The 19,669-nt window shown below is 32.0% G+C and carries 22 protein-coding genes; all 22 read right to left on the bottom strand.

Features of this window, described 5'->3' with window-relative positions:
* Positions 1-18: 18 nt before the first annotated feature.
* The 22 genes from nadD to radC all read right to left on the bottom strand — a co-directional run bounded on the left by nadD (position 19) and on the right by radC (position 19,659).
* Complete coding sequence (nadD, locus tag ACREVU_RS11470) at positions 19-621, bottom strand: nicotinate-nucleotide adenylyltransferase (protein ID WP_431551798.1); 603 nt, start codon at positions 619-621, stop codon at positions 19-21.
* Between the two features lie 156 nt (positions 622-777).
* Positions 778-1,068, bottom strand: coding sequence for a ribosome assembly RNA-binding protein YhbY (gene yhbY, locus ACREVU_RS11465; protein ID WP_431551733.1), 291 nt, complete (start codon positions 1,066-1,068; stop codon positions 778-780).
* Positions 1,069-1,120: 52 nt separating this feature from the next.
* Positions 1,121-2,404 carry a GTPase ObgE gene (gene obgE, locus ACREVU_RS11460; protein WP_431551732.1) on the bottom strand — a complete coding sequence of 428 codons (1,284 nt, stop codon included), beginning with the start codon at positions 2,402-2,404 and terminating at the stop codon, positions 1,121-1,123.
* Positions 2,405-2,470: 66 nt separating this feature from the next.
* On the bottom strand, positions 2,471-3,007 hold the full coding sequence (locus ACREVU_RS11455; RefSeq protein ID WP_431551731.1) for a Spo0B domain-containing protein: 537 nt from the start codon (positions 3,005-3,007) through the stop codon (positions 2,471-2,473).
* Positions 3,008-3,060: 53 nt separating this feature from the next.
* Positions 3,061-3,366, bottom strand: coding sequence for a 50S ribosomal protein L27 (gene rpmA / locus ACREVU_RS11450; RefSeq protein ID WP_431551730.1), 306 nt, complete (start codon positions 3,364-3,366; stop codon positions 3,061-3,063).
* Positions 3,367-3,370: 4 nt separating this feature from the next.
* Positions 3,371-3,703 carry a ribosomal-processing cysteine protease Prp gene (locus ACREVU_RS11445; protein ID WP_431551729.1) on the bottom strand — a complete coding sequence of 111 codons (333 nt, stop codon included), beginning with the start codon at positions 3,701-3,703 and terminating at the stop codon, positions 3,371-3,373.
* 2 nt (positions 3,704-3,705) lie between these two features.
* Positions 3,706-4,017 carry a 50S ribosomal protein L21 gene (gene rplU / locus ACREVU_RS11440; RefSeq protein ID WP_431551728.1) on the bottom strand — a complete coding sequence of 104 codons (312 nt, stop codon included), beginning with the start codon at positions 4,015-4,017 and terminating at the stop codon, positions 3,706-3,708.
* Positions 4,018-4,160: 143 nt separating this feature from the next.
* Positions 4,161-5,603 carry an Rne/Rng family ribonuclease gene (locus ACREVU_RS11435; protein ID WP_431551727.1) on the bottom strand — a complete coding sequence of 481 codons (1,443 nt, stop codon included), beginning with the start codon at positions 5,601-5,603 and terminating at the stop codon, positions 4,161-4,163.
* A 21-nt stretch (positions 5,604-5,624) separates the two neighbouring features.
* Positions 5,625-6,365, bottom strand: a complete 741-nt coding sequence (locus tag ACREVU_RS11430) for a TIGR03936 family radical SAM-associated protein (protein ID WP_431551726.1) — start codon at positions 6,363-6,365, stop codon at positions 5,625-5,627.
* Positions 6,310-8,169: a TIGR03960 family B12-binding radical SAM protein gene (locus ACREVU_RS11425; RefSeq protein ID WP_431551725.1), complete on the bottom strand. Its 1,860-nt coding sequence runs from the start codon at positions 8,167-8,169 to the stop codon at positions 6,310-6,312. The genes ACREVU_RS11430 and ACREVU_RS11425 overlap by 56 nt, the downstream gene beginning before the upstream one ends.
* A 310-nt stretch (positions 8,170-8,479) precedes the next feature.
* A complete protein-coding gene (locus tag ACREVU_RS11420) occupies positions 8,480-9,364 on the bottom strand; it encodes a M50 family metallopeptidase (RefSeq protein WP_431551724.1) in 885 nt (294 codons plus the stop codon).
* Positions 9,365-9,392: 28 nt separating this feature from the next.
* On the bottom strand, positions 9,393-9,764 hold the full coding sequence (locus ACREVU_RS11415) for a hypothetical protein (RefSeq protein WP_431551723.1): 372 nt from the start codon (positions 9,762-9,764) through the stop codon (positions 9,393-9,395).
* 147 nt (positions 9,765-9,911) lie between these two features.
* Positions 9,912-10,283 (bottom strand): methylglyoxal synthase, encoded by a 372-nt coding sequence (mgsA, locus tag ACREVU_RS11410; RefSeq protein WP_431551722.1) that lies wholly within the window; start codon positions 10,281-10,283, stop codon positions 9,912-9,914.
* Positions 10,284-10,520: 237 nt separating this feature from the next.
* Positions 10,521-11,627 (bottom strand): rod shape-determining protein RodA, encoded by a 1,107-nt coding sequence (gene rodA, locus ACREVU_RS11405; protein ID WP_431551797.1) that lies wholly within the window; start codon positions 11,625-11,627, stop codon positions 10,521-10,523.
* An 86-nt stretch (positions 11,628-11,713) separates the two neighbouring features.
* Positions 11,714-11,977 (bottom strand): cell division topological specificity factor MinE, encoded by a 264-nt coding sequence (minE, locus tag ACREVU_RS11400; RefSeq protein WP_431551721.1) that lies wholly within the window; start codon positions 11,975-11,977, stop codon positions 11,714-11,716.
* A gap of 11 nt (positions 11,978-11,988) precedes the next feature.
* On the bottom strand, positions 11,989-12,795 hold the full coding sequence (gene minD, locus ACREVU_RS11395; RefSeq protein ID WP_431551720.1) for a septum site-determining protein MinD: 807 nt from the start codon (positions 12,793-12,795) through the stop codon (positions 11,989-11,991).
* A 14-nt stretch (positions 12,796-12,809) separates the two neighbouring features.
* A complete protein-coding gene (gene minC / locus ACREVU_RS11390) occupies positions 12,810-13,442 on the bottom strand; it encodes a septum site-determining protein MinC (protein WP_431551719.1) in 633 nt (210 codons plus the stop codon).
* Positions 13,443-13,704: 262 nt separating this feature from the next.
* Positions 13,705-16,572, bottom strand: a complete 2,868-nt coding sequence (locus tag ACREVU_RS11385) for a penicillin-binding transpeptidase domain-containing protein (protein ID WP_431551718.1) — start codon at positions 16,570-16,572, stop codon at positions 13,705-13,707.
* A gap of 15 nt (positions 16,573-16,587) precedes the next feature.
* Complete coding sequence (gene mreD / locus ACREVU_RS11380; RefSeq protein WP_431551717.1) at positions 16,588-17,079, bottom strand: rod shape-determining protein MreD; 492 nt, start codon at positions 17,077-17,079, stop codon at positions 16,588-16,590.
* A 10-nt stretch (positions 17,080-17,089) separates the two neighbouring features.
* Positions 17,090-17,944, bottom strand: coding sequence for a rod shape-determining protein MreC (mreC, locus tag ACREVU_RS11375; protein ID WP_431551716.1), 855 nt, complete (start codon positions 17,942-17,944; stop codon positions 17,090-17,092).
* A complete protein-coding gene (locus ACREVU_RS11370; protein ID WP_431551715.1) occupies positions 17,945-18,952 on the bottom strand; it encodes a rod shape-determining protein in 1,008 nt (335 codons plus the stop codon). It lies immediately after the preceding gene.
* 20 nt (positions 18,953-18,972) lie between these two features.
* The gene (radC, locus tag ACREVU_RS11365; protein WP_431551714.1) at positions 18,973-19,659 is read right to left on the bottom strand and encodes a RadC family protein; all 687 of its coding nucleotides are present in this window, start codon (positions 19,657-19,659) and stop codon (positions 18,973-18,975) included.
* Between the last annotated feature and the right edge of the window lie 10 nt (positions 19,660-19,669).

Below are 19,669 nucleotides of genomic sequence, written 5' to 3'. Positions count from 1 at the left end.
TAAATCCCCCCAATATTACTATTTATATAGATTAAGCTCATGAATTATTTCATCTACACCTTTTGGAAGTAGATAATCAACATTTCTACCAACCTTTATATTATTCCTAATATTCGTTGAAGATATGTCTATAATTGGCATATCAATAAAAATTATCTTTTTATGAAATTTTTGTTCTATATATCTTAACTGATTAGCCACAGCTTCCACTGTAAAACCTGCCCTGTTATAAACCACTAACTTACAACTACTTAGAATCCGCTCTACGTTTTTCCACTTATCTAAGTACATTAAGCTATCAACCCCAATTAAAAAATACCAATCTATATTAGGTTGCAGTTCGCTGAAGACTTCAATAGTTTCATAGGTATAGCTATTTTCACTTTTATTTATTTCATAATCACTTATTTCAAAGTAAGCTTCGGACTCAATGGCCTTTTCAACCAAATCATATCTAATTTTAGCATCTGTAATTTTTTTATTGTTTTTATGTGGTGGATTCCCTGCAGGCATGAATAAAATTTTGTCTAGTTGTAAATTATACAATGTTTCATAGGCAATATGAAGGTGACCAATATGAATTGGATCAAAAGTTCCTCCAAAAATAGCTTTTTTCAATATAGCACCCTCTTTATACTGTAGTAAGGCATCTGAAATGAACTAGTCAATAATAGAATATTAAACTGGATGAATACATTTTTTTCTGAAAATAGCTTGGAAAATAATAACACAAGTTATAATTTTCATAGAGGAAAAAGCATGTAAATTTACATGCTTTTATGGTAATTCAATTTTAGGCTTTTTTAAAGACTTTTTATAGAATACACATTTGCTTCCAATAGCTTGAACTGCCTCAGCGCTTATGGCTTCACAAATTATATCTGAAGCTTCTCTAGCAGTTAATCCACTATTATTTAGAACCTTAACTTTAATAAGTTCTCTAGATTCCAGTGCATCATTTACCTGTTTTAAAAAGTTTTCTTCTATTCCAGCTTTTCCAACCTGAAATATAGGTTGTAATGTATTTGCCATAGTTCTTAAATAACTTCTTTGCTTACTTGTAATCATAATATCCTCCTAGCTACATTCTTATAAGATAACAATTTTAATATATTATCCACTATAATAAGAATTCAAATTCAAACTTCTGTAATCTTACTAAATCCCCATCTTGAATTCCTTTTGCAACTAATGCATCAAATACTCCCTTGTTTTTTAAAACTTTGTGGAAATATTTAAGAGAATCCGGTTCATTAATATTAACAGCATTTAACAATCTATCAACAAAGGTTCCATCAACAACAAAAGTTCCTTCCTCATCTACCTCAATAGTGTAGGTAAATCTCTTTTGTTCTATTACAAACTTATCTTCTTCCTCTATTACAAGTTCCGTAACCGGAATAGTAGATAACATTCTAGCTGCTTCTTTCATCAGTGCTTCTACACCTTGACTTGTAGCTGCAGATATTTTAAATATCTTACTATTATCATATCCCATTTCATTTAATCTTTTCTTAAAATCTTCAAAGACTTCATCATCAAATAGCATATCACTTTTGTTACAAGCTATTATTTGTGGTCTATCCCATAGTTTAATACTATATTTTCTAAGTTCTTCATTTATTTTAACAAAGTCCTCTACAGCATCTCTACCTTCTATTCCCGAAATATCAACTACATGAATAAGCATTCTAGTTCTTTCTATATGCCTTAGGAAACCTATTCCAAGACCTACTCCTTCAGCTGCTCCTTCAATTATTCCTGGTATATCAGCCATAACAAAACTATGTGCACCTTTAACACTTACTACCCCTAAGTTTGGTTTTAAAGTAGTAAAATGATAGTTAGCTATTTTAGGTCTTGCTTTAGATACTACTGAAAGCAAAGTTGATTTACCAACGTTTGGAAATCCTAGTAGCCCAACATCAGCTAGTAGCTTAAGTTCAAGTCTAATCCATCTTTCTTCTCCTGGCATTCCAGGTTCAGCAAAATTAGGTGCTTGCCTTGTAGGTGTACAAAACTTAACATTACCCTTGCCGCCTTTTCCAGCCTTACAAACTACATAAGTTTGACCAACGCGAGATAAATCACACATTACTTTGTTTGTTTCAAAGTCTTTTACAATTGTCCCCATTGGAACTTTAACCTCTAAATTTGCTCCTGCTTTTCCATAACACTTAGAGCCAGAACCTTGAACTCCAGGTTTAGCTACAAATTTTCTTGCATATGAAAAATCTAATAAAGTTGTCATACTAGCATCAACTACCAGTATTACATCTCCACCATTTCCACCATCTCCACCATCTGGTCCACCCAGTGGTATATATTTTTCTGTTCTAAACGAAACGGCACCATTTCCACCGTTGCCTGATTTAACAAAAATCTTGGCTGTATCAATAAACATATATTTCACCTTACCTTACCGCATTTTCTATTTTGTATTTTAATCTATTTACTAAATTCTAATTTCTTAGAATATTAATCTATAAGCTATATTATTATCAAACCCATATCTATAAATTTTAAAATCATCTATTTGTGTATTTATTTGTTGCCATTCTTCCATCCAACTTATGTCGCCTATCATGGACTCATTATTAGTAACAAGTAAACTTTCGCCTAATTCATCTTGGAATATATAAATGTAAACAAACTTCTTATTAGTCTTTTCTACTTCCATAAATATAGTGTTGACTAAATCATTTTTTTTAGTATATTCATTTACAAAGATTTTATTTTTAAAGTTACTAATCTCAATATCTACTTCTACTTTTACTTCATTTGCCCATAATTTCTTAATATTGCTTTCAAGACATAGTGAAAATCTATTATCTTCTAACTTATAAATTTCACTAATAATTTGATTTTCTTTGGATAATTTCTCTATATAATCCAAAGCACCTTGTGGTCTTTTAATTTGCAAATAACCGTATATAACTTGCAAATCATTCATAAAATCGTGCCTTTGTTTTCTAAGTAGACTTATATACTCTTCTAGTTCATTCATTTCTATCCTCCGAAAGAGAATTTTAAAAAAGCACCCTTTAGGGGTGCCTTAAACTATTCAGCCATTGCAATTGTTTCTAAATCAACAGGATAAACGCTTGCTTTTTTCTTCATTTTTCCCAATCTTTCGAATTTAACAATTCCATCAACTTTAGCGAAAAGAGTGTCATCTCCACCTATTCCAACATTAGTTCCAGGATGGATTTTTGTTCCTCTTTGTCTTACTAAAATATTACCTGCAAGAACGAATTGACCGTCTGCACGTTTAGCACCAAGTCTTTTAGATTCACTATCTCTACCATTTCTTGAGCTACCTACTCCTTTTTTATGAGCAAATAACTGAAGGTTAATAACTAGCATAGTTTCACACCTCCTCTGTTTCTAGTTTTATATAGTTACTATAAATAATTTCTATACTCTTAAGTCCAAGCATCATTGTCTCTAATAAAACTTGACATCTTTCGATATCTTCTAAAGTTTGACCTTCTAAATTTAAATTCAAAAATCCATCCTTTATCTCATACTTAACCTTAATTTTTAAAACTTCCTCAATCCCAATAACTGTAGTTTGAGAAATTGCTGAAACAGCACAACAAATTAAATCTACATCTAATTGTTCTTCCTTAGGAGCAGCATGACCTTTTATTTTAAAAGAAACTATTTTACCTAAGCTTTTAACAAATTCTACTTTTATCATAATTAAGCTTCAATCTTCTCGATTTGAATCTTAGTATATGATTGTCTGTGTCCTTGTTTCTTTCTATAATCTAACTTTCTCTTAAACTTAAAAACTATAACCTTTTTAGCTTTTCCTTGCGCTAAAACTTTAGCAACAACTGTAGCTCCTTCAACTAGAGGTTTTCCAACTACTAATCCCTCTTCCTTGCCTACTGCAAGAATCTCATTAAATTCAACTGTTGTTTCAACTTCAGCATTCAACTTTTCAACGAATAAAACGTCTCCTTCTTGAACTCTGTATTGTTTTCCACCAGTAACTAAAACTGCGTACATAAAATACACCTCCTTGATCCAGTCTCGCCATCCCAGGTACATACCACTATGTAAACTTGTTTATGTGTAAGTATGTTTATAACCTTACGTGAGCGGTCTACAAAAGCCATTTTAACATATATTCATATGTTTGTAAAGCATATTTACCCATATATCTTATATGTTTGCAAGTTTCTTATTTGATTTGCAAAAATTAACGATTCCACTTTAAATTTTTCTAAATGAGGAATAAAATTTACATAAACGCAATCTTCTAGTGCTCCTATAAGACGTGCGAATTCTAAAACGTCTCCCATAATATCTTTTTTATAAACTTGGTCAATTTCAATATATATATCTTTTATACCCTGTTCAGCTTGCATCCTAAAAATGTCATTTTTAATCAAGAATTGAATATAGGATAGTTTAACCCTCCTACCCTTTCCGTCACAGCATTTACAGGATTCTTCAATAAACTCGTAAATAGACTTTCCCCTTCGCCTTCTTGCAATTTGAACCAAGTTAAGTTCTGTAAAGGGATAAATAACAGTCTTGTTTTTATCATCAGCAAAACCCATTCTTAAAACGTTCAATATGCTTTTTCTCACATCTAAATCCTCAATATCAATAAAATCTATCATAATTATACCGCTTAGATTCCGAAGTCTTATTTGTCTTGCGATTTCTTCTGCTGCCTCAATATTAGTGCTCTCAGCAGTTTTTCGAAGTGAGTGGCTTTTTACATTCTTCCCAGAATTAATATCAATCACATACATAGCCTCAGTTTTGTCAATTACAATATTACCTCCACATTTTAGTGGAATTTTATGATTGCGAAGACTGAGTATTTCTTTTTCTATTCCATAATAGTCAAATAGCATTCTGCTCTCATTATGGAATTCCACTTTTACTGAAATATCGGACCTATCCTCTGTAAATTTCTTTGCATATTCAAAATCACTTTTATTGTTCAATACTATTTTAAATGTGTTTTTATCTAAAATATCACGTAGGGTTCTGTTTATTGCTCCAGCATCACTAAATAACAAAATGGGATTTCTCGAATACTCGGCGCGTTTCATAATACCTTTATATATCTCATATAGTGCCCTAACTTCATCATTTAAAACATTTATATCCACATTAAATGCATTGGTCCTAATCATTACCCCTATATCCTCTGGCTTAACTAACTCTTTAGACACCATATTTTCAAAATAACTATTATTAATTTTTTTTGAAAAACTTATGTCCTTGTTAATATTTACAATCACTGAATATGTACCTGGAATACCAAACGCACTAGTAACTTTAGCACCTTTTTTATCTATTTGTTCTTTTAGAACTTCAACTATTATTTCGTCGCCTTTTTTTATGTTTGTATTATTAAATCGCGCATCAAGGTACATGTAGCAATCTTTATTATGCCCAATATCTACAAAAGCACACTTAATTGCTGGTACAATATTTTTTACTATGCCCTTATATATTTCTCCGGGAATTGGTCCACTAGAATCCTCTTCTATGAAACATTCCTTTAATTTGTTATTTTCTTTTATAGCTATTCTTAGAAATTCCTCTTGTCTTTCAATATATATTTCTTTCACTTTAACCCAGCTCCTGCTTTACTAATTTTTGAAAAACTCGCTAAGGGTAACTAATTTATCATCTTTAACTCCATACATTTCTTCTCTCTGAATATCAACAAAAGCTTCTTTATTTATATTCTGGACATTATCCACAATATACTTTACTAATAACTGTGCAGATAAGTTATCTCGACTTCCACAAGCAACAAGTGTCTTTATAACAAGTATACCTCCGCTTACCTCATATTCGAATTTGTGTACTAAGGGTTTTATGTTAACCATTTTTTCTCCACTTTTTTTACTAATCTTAATAATATTCCATTCACTACCGGCAAGAAGACTGTGTAATTTCTCTTTTACTTCCTCTTCCCTTAAACATTTTAATTTAATTGTATATTTTGCAGCATCTATACTTGCCATAGCTTGGGACTTCTTTTTCCCCTCCACAGGAACAACTTCTACCACATCTAAAATTCTAATTCCACGGGGCGAATTTTCATTCATTTTATCCATAATATATTTTTCTTCCATATGGCAACTTAAAACTATATCCATATATTCGCCACTAGAATGTGCTCCTACAGACAATGGTTGTGCAATTGACACTGCCATATGAGGATTAAAACCTTTTGAATACTCTATTGGAAGTTCTGATCTTTTAATTATTTTTTGAAGAGTTCTCATTAAATCTAAGTGAGCAATAAATTTGATCTCACTGTCTTTACTATACTTTACTAGATAACGCACTATGGAAACACGTCCCTTCTTTAAAATTAACATTAATACCGCAGTTTGTGCAGCCCTCTTTACAATTTTGCGTTAGTTCTCCTTTTTTAGCTTTTTCATTTTCTAAAATTAAGTATTCCTTATCCACACCAATATCTATGAAATCCCATGGAAGCACTTCATCATAGCTTCTCTCTCTATAAGCATAGAAGCTACCGTCAACTCCACATTCCTGCATAGCCTCTTGCCAGTATTCAAATTTGAAATACTCTGACCACCCATCAAATTTTGCACCCTTTTCAAAAGCCTTTATTATAACATCACAAACTCTTCTGTCGCCTCTAGCTATAACTGCCTCTAGGTATGAAACTACAGATTCATGATAATTGTAGATAACCGCCCTACTTGTTATAGCATACTTAACTGCTTTTATTTTTTCTACTGCTTCATCCATTGTACACTGCGCAGCCCATTGGAAAGGAGTAAAAGGTTTTGGTACAAATATAGCAGAACTTGCAGTAACTCTTAGCCCTCTTTTTCTTACCTCTTTAGGAATTTTAAAGTACTCCCCTGCAACCTTATCTGATAACTCCGCAATTCCCCTTACATCTTCCATGGTTTCATAAGGAAGTCCCACCATGAAATAAAGCTTTATAGTTGACCACCCTGAAGCAAAAACGCTGTTAGCTGCTTCTAATATTTTTTCCTCTGTTACACCCTTATTTATAATATCTCTCATTCTCTGTGTTCCTGCTTCTGGTGCAAAAGTTAAGCCAGTTTTTCTTGCCTTTTGTATTTCATTTATTAAATCCACAGAAAAAGAATCTATTCTAATAGATGGCAATGATATACTTACGTGATTTTCCTTGTTTTTTTCTATAAGTGTAGCTATGAGGTTTCGTATATCTGAATAATCACAAATGCTTAGTGAGCTTAGTGATATTTCTCTATATCCAGTACTCTTTAATAACTTATCTGCTGCCTCTACAAGTGTAGCCGTGGTTTTCTCTCTTACTGGTCTGTATATCATCCCAGCTTGGCAAAATCTACAGCCATTAGTGCATCCTCTAAATGTCTCCAGGATTACTCTATCATGTACTATTTCTATATATGGAACTACCATTGTTTCTGGATAAGTAACCTTATTAAAATCCGCTATAAATCTTTTCACAACACGTTTTGGTACATCATCGTATTTAGGCTTAAATTCCTTAATAGTATTATCTTCATTGTAGGATACCTCATATAATGAAGGCACATATATTCCTCTTATTTTAGATATTTCTCTCAAAAATTCCCTTTTCTTACCTTTGCCTTTATACTTTTTATAAACGTCCATCACGTCATTCATTATTTCTTCGCCTTCACCAATTTCAAAGAAATCAATTATATCATGTAGTGGTTCAGGATTATACGCACAAGGTCCACCTGCCATAACTATAGGTTCATCCTTGCCTCTCTTTGAAGCTCTTATAGTTATTCCAGACATGTCTAGCATATTAAGTATGTTGGTATAACTCATCTCATATTGAAGAGTAAACCCTAAAAAATCAAATTCATTTAGTGAATCCTTACTTTCTAGTGCATATAGTGCTATATCATTTTCTCTCATTTCTTTTTCCATATCTGGCCAAGGAGCAAAAGCTCTTTCACAATAAGTATCGGTTCTAGCATTTAAAACATGATAAAGTATTCGACTTCCTAAATGGGACATACCCACTTCATACACATCTGGAAAGCAAAAAGCAAATCTTATATCAACGCTTTCTATATCTTTATAACAACAATTAAGTTCTCCGCCTACATATCTGGCAGGCTTTTCAACTTTAAATAAAATATCATCTGAAATTTTGTTCATAAAAATCCCTCCTGGTTTTTTCTCTAAGGTAGCAAATAATTGTAACTCCATCCACCTTACGCATAGTACATTATTTTATTTTAACACATGAAGGTTAAATCTCAAAATAAAATAAGAAGTTCTAAAGCTTATTCAAATGCATTATACGTAATAAATACTCTTTTTACGCGTATAAAAGAATCGAGTTGTGTAAAAAACAAATTCTCCATACGGTGGAGTATAAAAGTTATCCACATTATTTTCCGCAAGCTGTTTCCTATAGAATTAAAATAACTAGTGAATATATAGACTACAATAATCTATATATTCACTAGTTATCTTTTGAAGTAGCCTTATCATAAAGTATTTTCATTTTTTTAGCACCAATATATTCGCTTAAGCTTATATTACCATATGTTTTTATGGCGCGAATTATTTCCTCTTCATATATTACCTCTAGCACACTCATATTTTCATCTAGTACTGTAAATACATTATACTTATTCTTATCAATCATTCCTAGCGCCGACAATAGATCTTTTTTACAAAAGATAGAAATACTTCTGTTTTCTATATATCCTCTTTTAATAAATTTATATTTTTTCTTGATAATATAACCCATAATCAAATATACTATCCTTTCCTTCTCTTTAATTGAAGATATTAAAATAAATATAGAAATTAAGCCCAAATTAAAATTACTTTTATTTGCTGCTACACTTACAAAATATATAAACATGAAAATGCTTCCAAGGACCATACTAACCTTAATAGAAATTCCATTAGCCACTCTATACAATGTTTTAATACTAAGTATATCCCTAAGCACCCTACCTCCATCCAAAGGAAAGGCCGGGATAAGGTTAAATATTCCTATGGCTAGATTGCTATTACATATTAAAAGCAAATAAGGTTTATGAAATGACAAAAATAACACATAAAAAATAGCAGCTAATAATAAATTTAGCAAGGGTCCTGATAGTGAAATTATCATATCTTGCCTCGGACTTGCCTCATCTAAATCTTTTAACTTAAGCACAGCTCCTATAGGAAGTATTTCTATATCAAAACCCGAAAAGCCTAAAATTCTGGCAGTTAAATAATGCATTAACTCATGTATAAATACAAAAACAAAAGCTATTACAATTTCACCTTTAAATCCTAATATTATTAATAAAATAACATACGGTAGAAATAGCTTGCTTATTTTTATCAATTAATCCCCCATAGTAATTGCTAAAATTTTAATTATTTATCTGATTTCCCACAGAAATTGTATTTTTGAATTTTTCTATAATATTTGTTGTAATTACCTCTATATCCTTGAATTTGAGACTCTTAGCTTTTACTATTAATGTACTATAATCATATTTTTTATTTATTGCTTCCTTAGAATAATTATAAACATACTGAGTTTTGGGTGTAACTACTACCTTAAAAATAAGTACAATAACAAGCAGTGCTAAAACACCAATAAGTTCCCTAGTTAACCTCTTAATATAAAGTTCCCGCATTTTACTTTGTCTTTTACCTTCACTTACAAAATTATTTGTACCCCTTTGTTTTTTTGCTAAATTATTATAATAGCTTTGATATTGCGTATTATAATTACCCATTTTCTCCCCCTCTTACAATGGTTTTACTATTTATATATATTTAAATCTTCCTGTTTATATTACATATTTTTAAAAAAGCACGTATATAATCCGGCGCTAAAAAAACAAGCACTGCAAAATTGCAGTGCTTGTTAGGATATATCCTTATTATTTATGTTTTTGTAGACTTCTAATCAAAATTTCTGCTGTACCTAAATTGGTGGCAAGTGGTACACAGTGGACATCACATATTCTAAGAAGTGCTGAAATGTCTGGCTCATGAGGTTGAGCAGTAAGTGGATCTCTGAGGAAAATTATCATATCTAATTCTCCTTGTGCAAGTTTTGCACCTATTTGCTGGTCGCCTCCCATTGGCCCTGATAAAAATCTAAAAACATTCAGTCCAACTTTTTCAGTTATTAATTTCCCTGTCGTTCCCGTTCCATATAATTCGTGCTGCATTAACGTATCCTTGTACCTATTTGCAAAGTCTATTATATCATCCTTTTTTTTATCATGTGCTATTAGTGCTATTCTCATATTTTTCCTCCTAAAAAGTAGTTAATTTATAATCGACACAGCTAGTAATAGCCTATAGTGATTAAATCATCTTGTGCGAAGCTGCAATATTAACAACTTTGGAAGCAAATTTGCCTCCTTGTAGACCTCTGGGGTAGATAACAATTATCAATTGTTATCCTACTACCAAAGCAACTTTCTTATGCTGTGCAACTTCCACTTATAGAAGATGACAGACTTGCAGCTTCCAAAATGTTGTTAAAAGTTTATTTTCTTCTTCCTCATACCTACATTAAGTACAAGCCCCAGTGCCATAAAACTTGCTAAAAGAGAACTTCCTCCGTAACTCATAAATGGTAGGGTTATCCCCGTAATAGGCATAAGTCCCATTGTCATACCTATGTTTTGCCCTATGGAAAACAATAAATTTGAGATAAATCCCACACATATTACAGTTCCAAAAATATCTTTAGAACTTTTTGCAATTTTTATCAAACGATATATAAGAATTCCATATAAAAGTATCAATACTAATGCACCAATAAGGCCCCATTCTTCTCCTAAAACAGAAAAAATAAAATCTGTATGGTTTTCCGGAATATTCTTAAATTGCACACCTTTTCCAAAACCCCGTCCAAGAATTCCTCCTGAGCCTAAAGCAAGTTTTGATTGGGCAAGCTGAAGTCCATAGGTTAGTTCAAATTGCTCTGGATGTAGAAAAGAGTTGAGTCTTCCCTTCCAATAAGATTGAATAAGTCCTGAATTCCATACACCTACAATTATCAGTACAATTGAAGTTATTCCACCCAGTATAACTTTCTGATTAAGGCCTATACAATAAAATATCCCTAACACTATAAAAAAGCTAACCATAGTCATTCCCATATCCGGCTGAACAACTATTAATAACATTGGCACCGCAGCATAAAATAATAGCTGGAAAAAATTTTTAGGTTCATTAATTTTTCCTTCCATTTCATCTAATTTCTTAGCCAGTATTATTATCATACCAACTTTAGCGAATTCTGAAGGTTGTATCCCTATACCACCAATTCTTAACCAAGAGTTAGCACCATTTGTGACCTTTCCAAAAACATCCCCAACTATTAACAATATAACTCCTGCCCAATATATTATAACAGCATAATTTTCTATTAACATATAATCAAATAGCAAAATAACATACACCGTAATTAAACTTAATATCATGAACATAATTTGCATCTTAACATAATTTCCACCATTCTTATACGTTGCGCTATAAATATTTATGCATCCAAAAACCACAATACATATTGCTAATATAATTACACTATAATCCAGTTCTCTTAAAAGCTTCCTGTTAAGCTTCAGCTTCTCTAAAATCTTCATGCATTACCTACCTCCATCTCAAGTATGATTATATCATAAAAGCAATGCGCAAGCTGTTAATTATGCATAGCTTTTACAATTTATCTCTTGATTTTCTTGATAGGAATACTAGCGATTAATGCTGGTGAACTTCCTTCATATTCTTCCGTTTTGGTTAATCTAACTTCAATTTCCCCAGCTTCTATATCAGCATATTTTGAAATTACCTTTAAGATATCAGCCTTAATCATTTCTAAAAAATCTGGTGAAAGATCTGCTCTATCATGTATTAAAATCAGTTTTAATCTATCACTGGCAATATCTTTCGAGAAAACTTTGCTAGAAAACATTTTAAATAGATTCATAATGTCCCCTCCTATATTCCTTTAAATATTTTTCTTAAAGAAGCAAAAAATCCTGTGTCACTACTTGATGATCCATCTAGCGAGGCATAGGCTACTTCTTCTCCCATTATTCTTCTAGCGATGTTTTTAAAAGCTATTCCTGCCACTGACTTGTCATCTAAAACTATTGGTTCTCCTTTGTTTGTTGAAATAGTAACCTTCCTATCATCCGGAACAATTCCTATTAATTTAATTGCTAAACACTCTATAATATCATCTACAGATAACATGTCTCCATTCTTTGTCATCTCATAGTTCATTCTGTTAATTATAACCTCATGTCTATCTATTCCCTTGGAATCTAATTTGCCTATTACCCTGTCTGCATCTCTAATTGAAGTGAGTTCTGGATTAACCACTATAATAGCTCTATCAGCTCCTACAATAGCATTCTCGAATCCTTGTTCTATACCAGCAGGGCAATCTATAATAACATAATCAAAATCATCCTTTAACTCATTTACTACCATCAGCATATCTTTTATACTAATGTCATTTTTGTCTCTTGTTTGAGCTGTTGGCAATAAATATAAATTACTAAACCTTTTATCTTTTATCAATGCTTGCTTTAATCTGCATCTTTTTTCAATAACATCTACCAAAGTAAATACTACTCTGTTCTCAAGTCCCATTAAAACGTCAAGATTTCTAAGACCTGTATCTCCATCAATTACTACTACCTTTCTATCCATAGATGCAATAGCTGTTCCTATATTAGCCGTAGTAGTAGTTTTACCTACACCACCCTTACCCGAAGTTATAACTATAGATTCTCCCATGTGCACTACCTCCATCAAATATATTTATTCTCTAAATACGGCTCTACTATAATATTTCCATTTTTAATTTTCGCTACCTCAGGATATTCAGGTTTAATGACATCCTCTGGAGCTCTTGTAACAATGTCCCCTATCTGGAGTATCTGAGGTTCTAACTTAAATGCAGCAATTATAGCTTTTTCATTACCATTAGTCCCTGCATGTACCACTCCTCTTAAGGTACCAAGCACAATTATATTTCCTGCAGCATATATTTCGGCTCCTGGATTTACATCTCCTACTATAACTATATTACCAGGATAATTTATACTTTGTCCACTTCTTATGGTTTTTCTCAAAAATTTAGTTTTCCCCTCATATATACCATTAAATACTCTTCCGGTACTTTCATCTTGATCCTGAAAAATGCAATCGCTAATTAAAAATTCATCAAATAATATGTCCTTTAATCTTCTACTTTCCTTTTCATTTATGTATTTAAGTTCAGTAGTAATTTTTAAAGTACTCCCCTTATAAAATTTTCTACCTTGTGAAAGCTTAGAAATCAATGACTCCATCATATCATCAAAATCACTGAAATGATTCATATTTATAACTACATTTAATCCCTCTTTATTTCCTTTAATAACTATTTTATCTGTAACCATATTTTAACCTCCTAGTTCTCCTCTGGCTAATAAACAATTAATAATTATTTTTCTCCACAATTGAACTTAAGCTAATATTTCCACATATTATGGCTAAAATCCTGCTTAATTTAAATATAAATATTTTTTTTTTATTTTTTTGATAATTCCTACTATTTTAAGCTACATAAAAACGGTTTAAAGCTAAATAGGCTCTAACAAATAAATATGTCAGAGTCTATCTATAATTCTAATTTAATCCTGCTGGATAAATCATGCAAGACTAGTCATGACCATTGCCAGTTAGAGTAGTATTTAAATCTATATTACTAGTTTTCTTATCTGCATCATACATAAATTCATAGGATGGGTTACTTTTCAGCAATTCTGCTTTAAAATATTGCTCATACACTGCTTTTGCAACTGGTGCAACCCAGCCACCATGACCCCCATCAAAAACTACTGCACAAACAGCAATTTCAGGCTTGTCATAGGGAGCAAATCCTATATAGTAACCATAGGAGGTCCTTCCTAGTGCCGTTTGAGTAACATCATTAAATGTAGCAGAACCTGTTTTTCCTCCATTTTTGATTGGAAAATTCTGAAAAACCCCATATGCTGTACCTTTAGGGTCACTAGTAACTTCTAGCATTCCTTCTTTAATTATATTAGTTGTCTCAGCACTTATCCCAGTTTTTTCTAAAATTACAGGTTTAGTTTCTTTAATTACTTTTCCATCTGGATTTAAAAATTTATGGACTAAATGCAATTCATATCTATTCCCACCATTAACCATAGTAGATACATAATTTGCTAGCTGTAACGGTGTAAAAGCATTAAATCCTTGACCTATGGCTGCGTAATATGCATTAGCAGCAGAACTAATTTCAACATTAGCATCACCTATTTCTGAATTTATTACTTCAGCCATAGATCTAATATTCACATCAGTATAGTTATTATTTTTTAATATTGGCGAATCTTCAATGAGTTTAGTAATAGAAATCTGCATGCTTTTTATTATTGAGTCATAGGAACTTTTCTTATCCTTTTTCATTTCCATTTTAACGGTATTAAGAAACTTAGATTTACTTTCATTTGATTTTCTTATTTCATCTGTTTGTCTGCCAGTGCCAGTTTCCTCTTGTGATACAAGATCAAACGGTTTTGGCATAGTTTGTAACTTTCCCACTAGATTACTTCTATGAATATTGGCTAATATTTCTTTGCTAGATTCATAATTATATACTTGCCCAAAATTTTCTGGTATTTCTATACCTGTAGCCGGTTTTTTACCGCTATTAGGCTCTATTCCAAGACCAAATTTCCATGCATATTTAGCTAGTAGATCTAACCCTGTTTTATTCTCTCCACCCTTTGCATAAAGTTTATCAGCTACATCGTAAAAGTAATAATTACAAGATTCCCTCATGGCTTTTTGAATATTTACCCAGCCATGAGAACCATGGAACTCATTCCATATCCAGCAAGCAGCAGTGACACTGGAATAGCGCTTATTATATGGTCCATCATCATATACTTGACTATCCTTAGTTATAACTCCTTCTTCTAGTCCTGCAGCAGCTGTTACTGGTTTAAATGTAGAACCAGGAGGTATTAAAGACTTGGTTGCATAATTAAAAGTCACTTTTGGAAAAATATCATTATTATCCTTCCTAATTGTAGTATTACCTTTTATGTTTTTATCTATCGGGAACATGTAATCTAGTACTATTTTTTCTCGTTCAGCTTTTGTTTTTTCTGCCATATCTGTATCAGTTAATACACCAGTAATATTTGCAAGCCCACGTTTTTGAATATACTCTAGTCCCATCTTTGCTATGTTTGGATTTATATACAAGTCATTCATTTCAGTGTCTAGTCCTCCAGATGCTGCAAATAAATTAGGATCATATCCAGGTCTACTTGCAAGGGCCAATACCTTACCTGTATTAACATCTATCACCACCACTGCACCTCTGTTTGCATTAGTTGTATTAACACTTTGACCAGTATTATTTCCTTGCTTTTGTAGATCAAGCATAACTGCATCTAAAGATTTTTCTGCAGCATATTGCATGTTTTTATCTATATTAAGCTGCAACGTTTGCCCAGGATATGTTTCAATTTCTCCTAAAGTCTTAACCTTACGTCCTTGTTTGTTGACTTCAATACTTTCTTGCCCTTTAGTTCCCCTTAAAACCTCTTCAAAGGCTGCTTCAATTCCAGAAGTACCTATGTAATCAGAACTTATATCATAGCCTCGCTGCTCATACTTATCTTTGTCCCAAGCATTTATCTTAGAAATATAACCTAGGAATGCTGAACCTAAATCCTTATTAGCATAAACTCTAATTGGCTCCGTCGTAACACTAACACCAGGAATTTCAGGTTGCAATTGCTCAAAAATGCCTGCTGCATCTTTTGTTAAATTGTTAGCTATAGTTACAGGCTTGTATCCAGAAAAGCTCTGCATCTTTAATGTGTCCTTAACTAACATATATCGTCTCAACATTTCTTTATTTTTAGAATCTTTAATTTTGTCCATTCCATATTGTTTAATTAGCACATTAAAAACTTCAACAGGCGTAATCTTTAAAAGACCTTCATCAACTTTTTTAAGCTGAGCAGTAGATAAGTCATCTTTCTTTTTATCCTTATAAAGCTTTTTAATAACTATGTCTTCAAAGCCTCTATCCTTTTTAAATCTAAGCTCTATCCAATTTTGCGACGGCTTATCTAAGGTCTTAAAATCAAAACTATATTTTACGGTTTTTTTATCTGAACTAGTGTTTACTTTAAGTAAAAACTCATCCACCTGAACTGCCTTGTTATCATCAAGAATTTTAAATACATTGTCCATAGTTGGAAAGAAATTATCTTCACTTTCTTTTGTATTAGTAAAGGTTAATATGTAACTTTGTTTGCTTTCAGCTAATTTCTTACCATTTCTATCAATTATATCCCCTCTTGGAGCTACTGTTGATATTATCTTGTGATTTTGTTGATTTGCAGTTTCTTTATATAACTCACCATTAACTACTTGTATGTTTATCAGTCTCAAAATAATAGCAAAAAAAATCATTAACATAATGGCAGTCAAGACATTAAACCTAGAAAATTCATTGCCTCTTTTGTTCTTCTTACTCACTATTTCACCAACCTTTTAAAATTTCCACTCTTTCTTCATGTATTCCTTTTGAGAAAGTTTATATGTAAATTTATACATAAAAATAGAAACTATTAAATTATATATTCCATGATATAATACTGTTTCCATATGGGTATATTGCTTTATCAAAAACAATATAGAAAATACTATTAAGCCTTTTCCTATACTTAACGCAAAAGAAGATATTATTGGCAAAAATGACTTTTCAATAAATATACTTTTGCCTATTTGAGCAGCTACAAGACACATAAGCATATTTGATAGCATGTTTATCCCAAACCCATTTAAGAAATATATATCTTGCAATGCGCCTGTAAAAACTCCAATTATTACAGCTTCTTTTGGAGGACTAACAATAGAATAACATAGTGCAAATACAAATAATAAACTTGGATATGCACCATTTATTTTAATTAAAGGCATTAGTGTATTATCTAGTATTAGAAATAGAATACATAAAAAAACTACTGTTAATATTCTCTTCATAATACCACCCCTAATATTTTATTTCACCAGTATCCATAATATCTTTTTGCACAACAATGAAAACCTCTTCAATTTTGGAAAAATCAACATATGGCTCTATAATAGCACTTTTCATTACTTGACCTTTATCCTCTTGAACACTTAGAACTTTTCCTATTCTAATTCCAGCAGGATACACCCTACCAAGACCGGATGTAAGTATTATGTTGCCTTTTTTAATAGTTGAATCTAAAGAAAGACCTTGAATCTCTGCAAGCATTTTATTATTCTCATCTTTATAGCCTTTAACAATACCGTTATTATCCCTAGTTTCTTGAACAAGACCTGCCACTGCAATATTCTCATTAGAAAGTGATTGAACTATAGACCAATTACTGCTCACAGACGTAACCTGACCTACCAGCCCATCTCCTGTTATAGCTATCATCCTTCTCTTTATACCATCCTTTGTACCTTTATTTATTATAAAACCGTCTGAAAAACTATTTCCACTTAATCCTTTTATGTCAGCACCTATATAATTATATTTAACATTATCTTTTGAAAAATCATACATTTTCCTTAACCTTATATTCTCTTTTAGCGCCGTATCATATTCTAATGCTTTTGTTTGCAGTTCACTATTAGTCTTTCTAAGCTCTTCATTCTCTTTTTTAACATCTGAAAGATTTGTTATAAATTTAAAAGAATTTCTTATTCTAGAAAACCCGTCATAAAATATGCCTTGCACTGAATTTATAGTTATGCCAACACCATTTTCAGCAAAAGACATTTTTTCTCTACCTACACTATATCCTATTATGGATAAAAATGTAACTGACAGTATTATAATAACTACTGCCAGCTTATTCTTTAAAAATTTCATCTATCTTCTTTTGCTCATAACGTCTATATTAACGAGAGCTTTCCCCGCTCCTATAGCCACACAATCAAGTGGGTTTTCTGCTATATGTACTGGCATATGAGTTTCACGGTTTATAAGTGTATCTATTCCCTTTAAAAGCGCCCCGCCCCCAGTTAACATAATTCCTTTTTCCATTATATCTGATGCAAGCTCTGGTGGAGTTTTTTCAAGGGTTGTTATTATTGCTTCAATTATTGCTTGTATTGGTTCACAGAGTGCTTCCCTTACTTCCTTTTGAGTTATTTCTATAATTTTTGGAAGCCCTGATATTAAGTCTCTTCCTACTATCGGCATGTCCGTTTCGTCATCCTCTAATACAAAAGCCGATCCAAGCTGAATTTTAATATTTTCTGCTGTTCTCTCTCCTATCATAAGACTGTACTGCTTCTTAACAAAGGCTATTATTGACTGGTCTAGTTTATCTCCTGCCACTCTTAGAGACTTGCTTGTTACAATTCCACCCAGTGAAATTATTGCTACCTCTGTAGTTCCGCCTCCAATGTCTACAACCATGCTTCCGGTTGGTTCATTTACAGGAAGTCCAGCTCCAATAGCTGCTGCCATTGGTTCTTCCATTAAGTAGGCTTCTCTTGCACCTGCTCTTTTAGTTGCTTCTTCTATTGCTCTCTTTTCAACCTCAGTTACTCCAGACGGGAATCCAACTACAATTCTTGGACTTGTAAATCCTTTTGAACTAACCTTATTTATAAAGTGCCTAAGCATTTTCTCAGTAATATCAAAATCAGCAATTACACCATCTTGCATAGGTCTAATGGCAACAATATTACCTGGAGTTCTACCTATCATCTGCTTCGCCTCTTCACCAACTGCTAAAACTTTATTTGTATTTATATTTATAGCTACAACAGAAGGTTCTCTTAGTACAATTCCCTTCCCCTTTAAGTAAATCAATGTATTTGCTGTTCCTAAATCTATTCCCATATCTCGAGACGTTCCAAATATTCCCATTATAATTTCTCCTTTCGTATCTAAAGCAATCCTTTTTCTTTTAAGCTAGTATACGTTCCATTCCCAATAATTATATGATCAAGCACTTCTATTCCTAGCAATTTACCACATTCTTTAAGTCTTGTAGTAATGCTTATGTCTTCCTTACTAGGAGTTGGATCTCCTGAAGGATGATTATGACAAATAACCACGGAAGCACTACATTTTTTTATAGCTTCATAAAAAACTTCTCTTGGATGAACTATCGAAGTATTTAAATTACCAATTGAAATATCCTTTATGCTTATAATAACATTTTTTGTATTTAGCATAACTAATTTAAGATATTCTTTTTTTAAATATCTCATTTCCTCCATAAGATACTCTGCAACATCTTTTGGGGAGGTAATTTTGTACTCTTCTCCAGATTTAAAACTTCTAAATCTTTTTGAAATTTCTGTAAGGGCTAACAATTGGGTTGCTTTAGCATTTCCAATACCCTTTAAATTCATAAATTCTTCTGCGCTTGAATTTAACAGTCCATTTAGTCCGCCACACTCAGAAATTATTCTACCACAAAGACTTAGAATATTTTCGTTTTTCGAACCTATTCTAAGTATTATAGCTAATAACTCATTGTTTGACAGTGTTTCAGCACCGTACCGTAACAATCTTTCTCTTGGTCTTTCATTTTGAGGCAAATCCATAATTTTATAAGTCATACCCATAAAACAACTC

Origin of the sequence: Clostridium sp., assembly GCF_050717535.1 — a bacterium.
In the GTDB taxonomy this organism is placed as follows: domain Bacteria; phylum Bacillota; class Clostridia; order Clostridiales; family Clostridiaceae; genus Clostridium_AD.
This window is presented reverse-complemented; position numbering and strand designations above follow the sequence as displayed.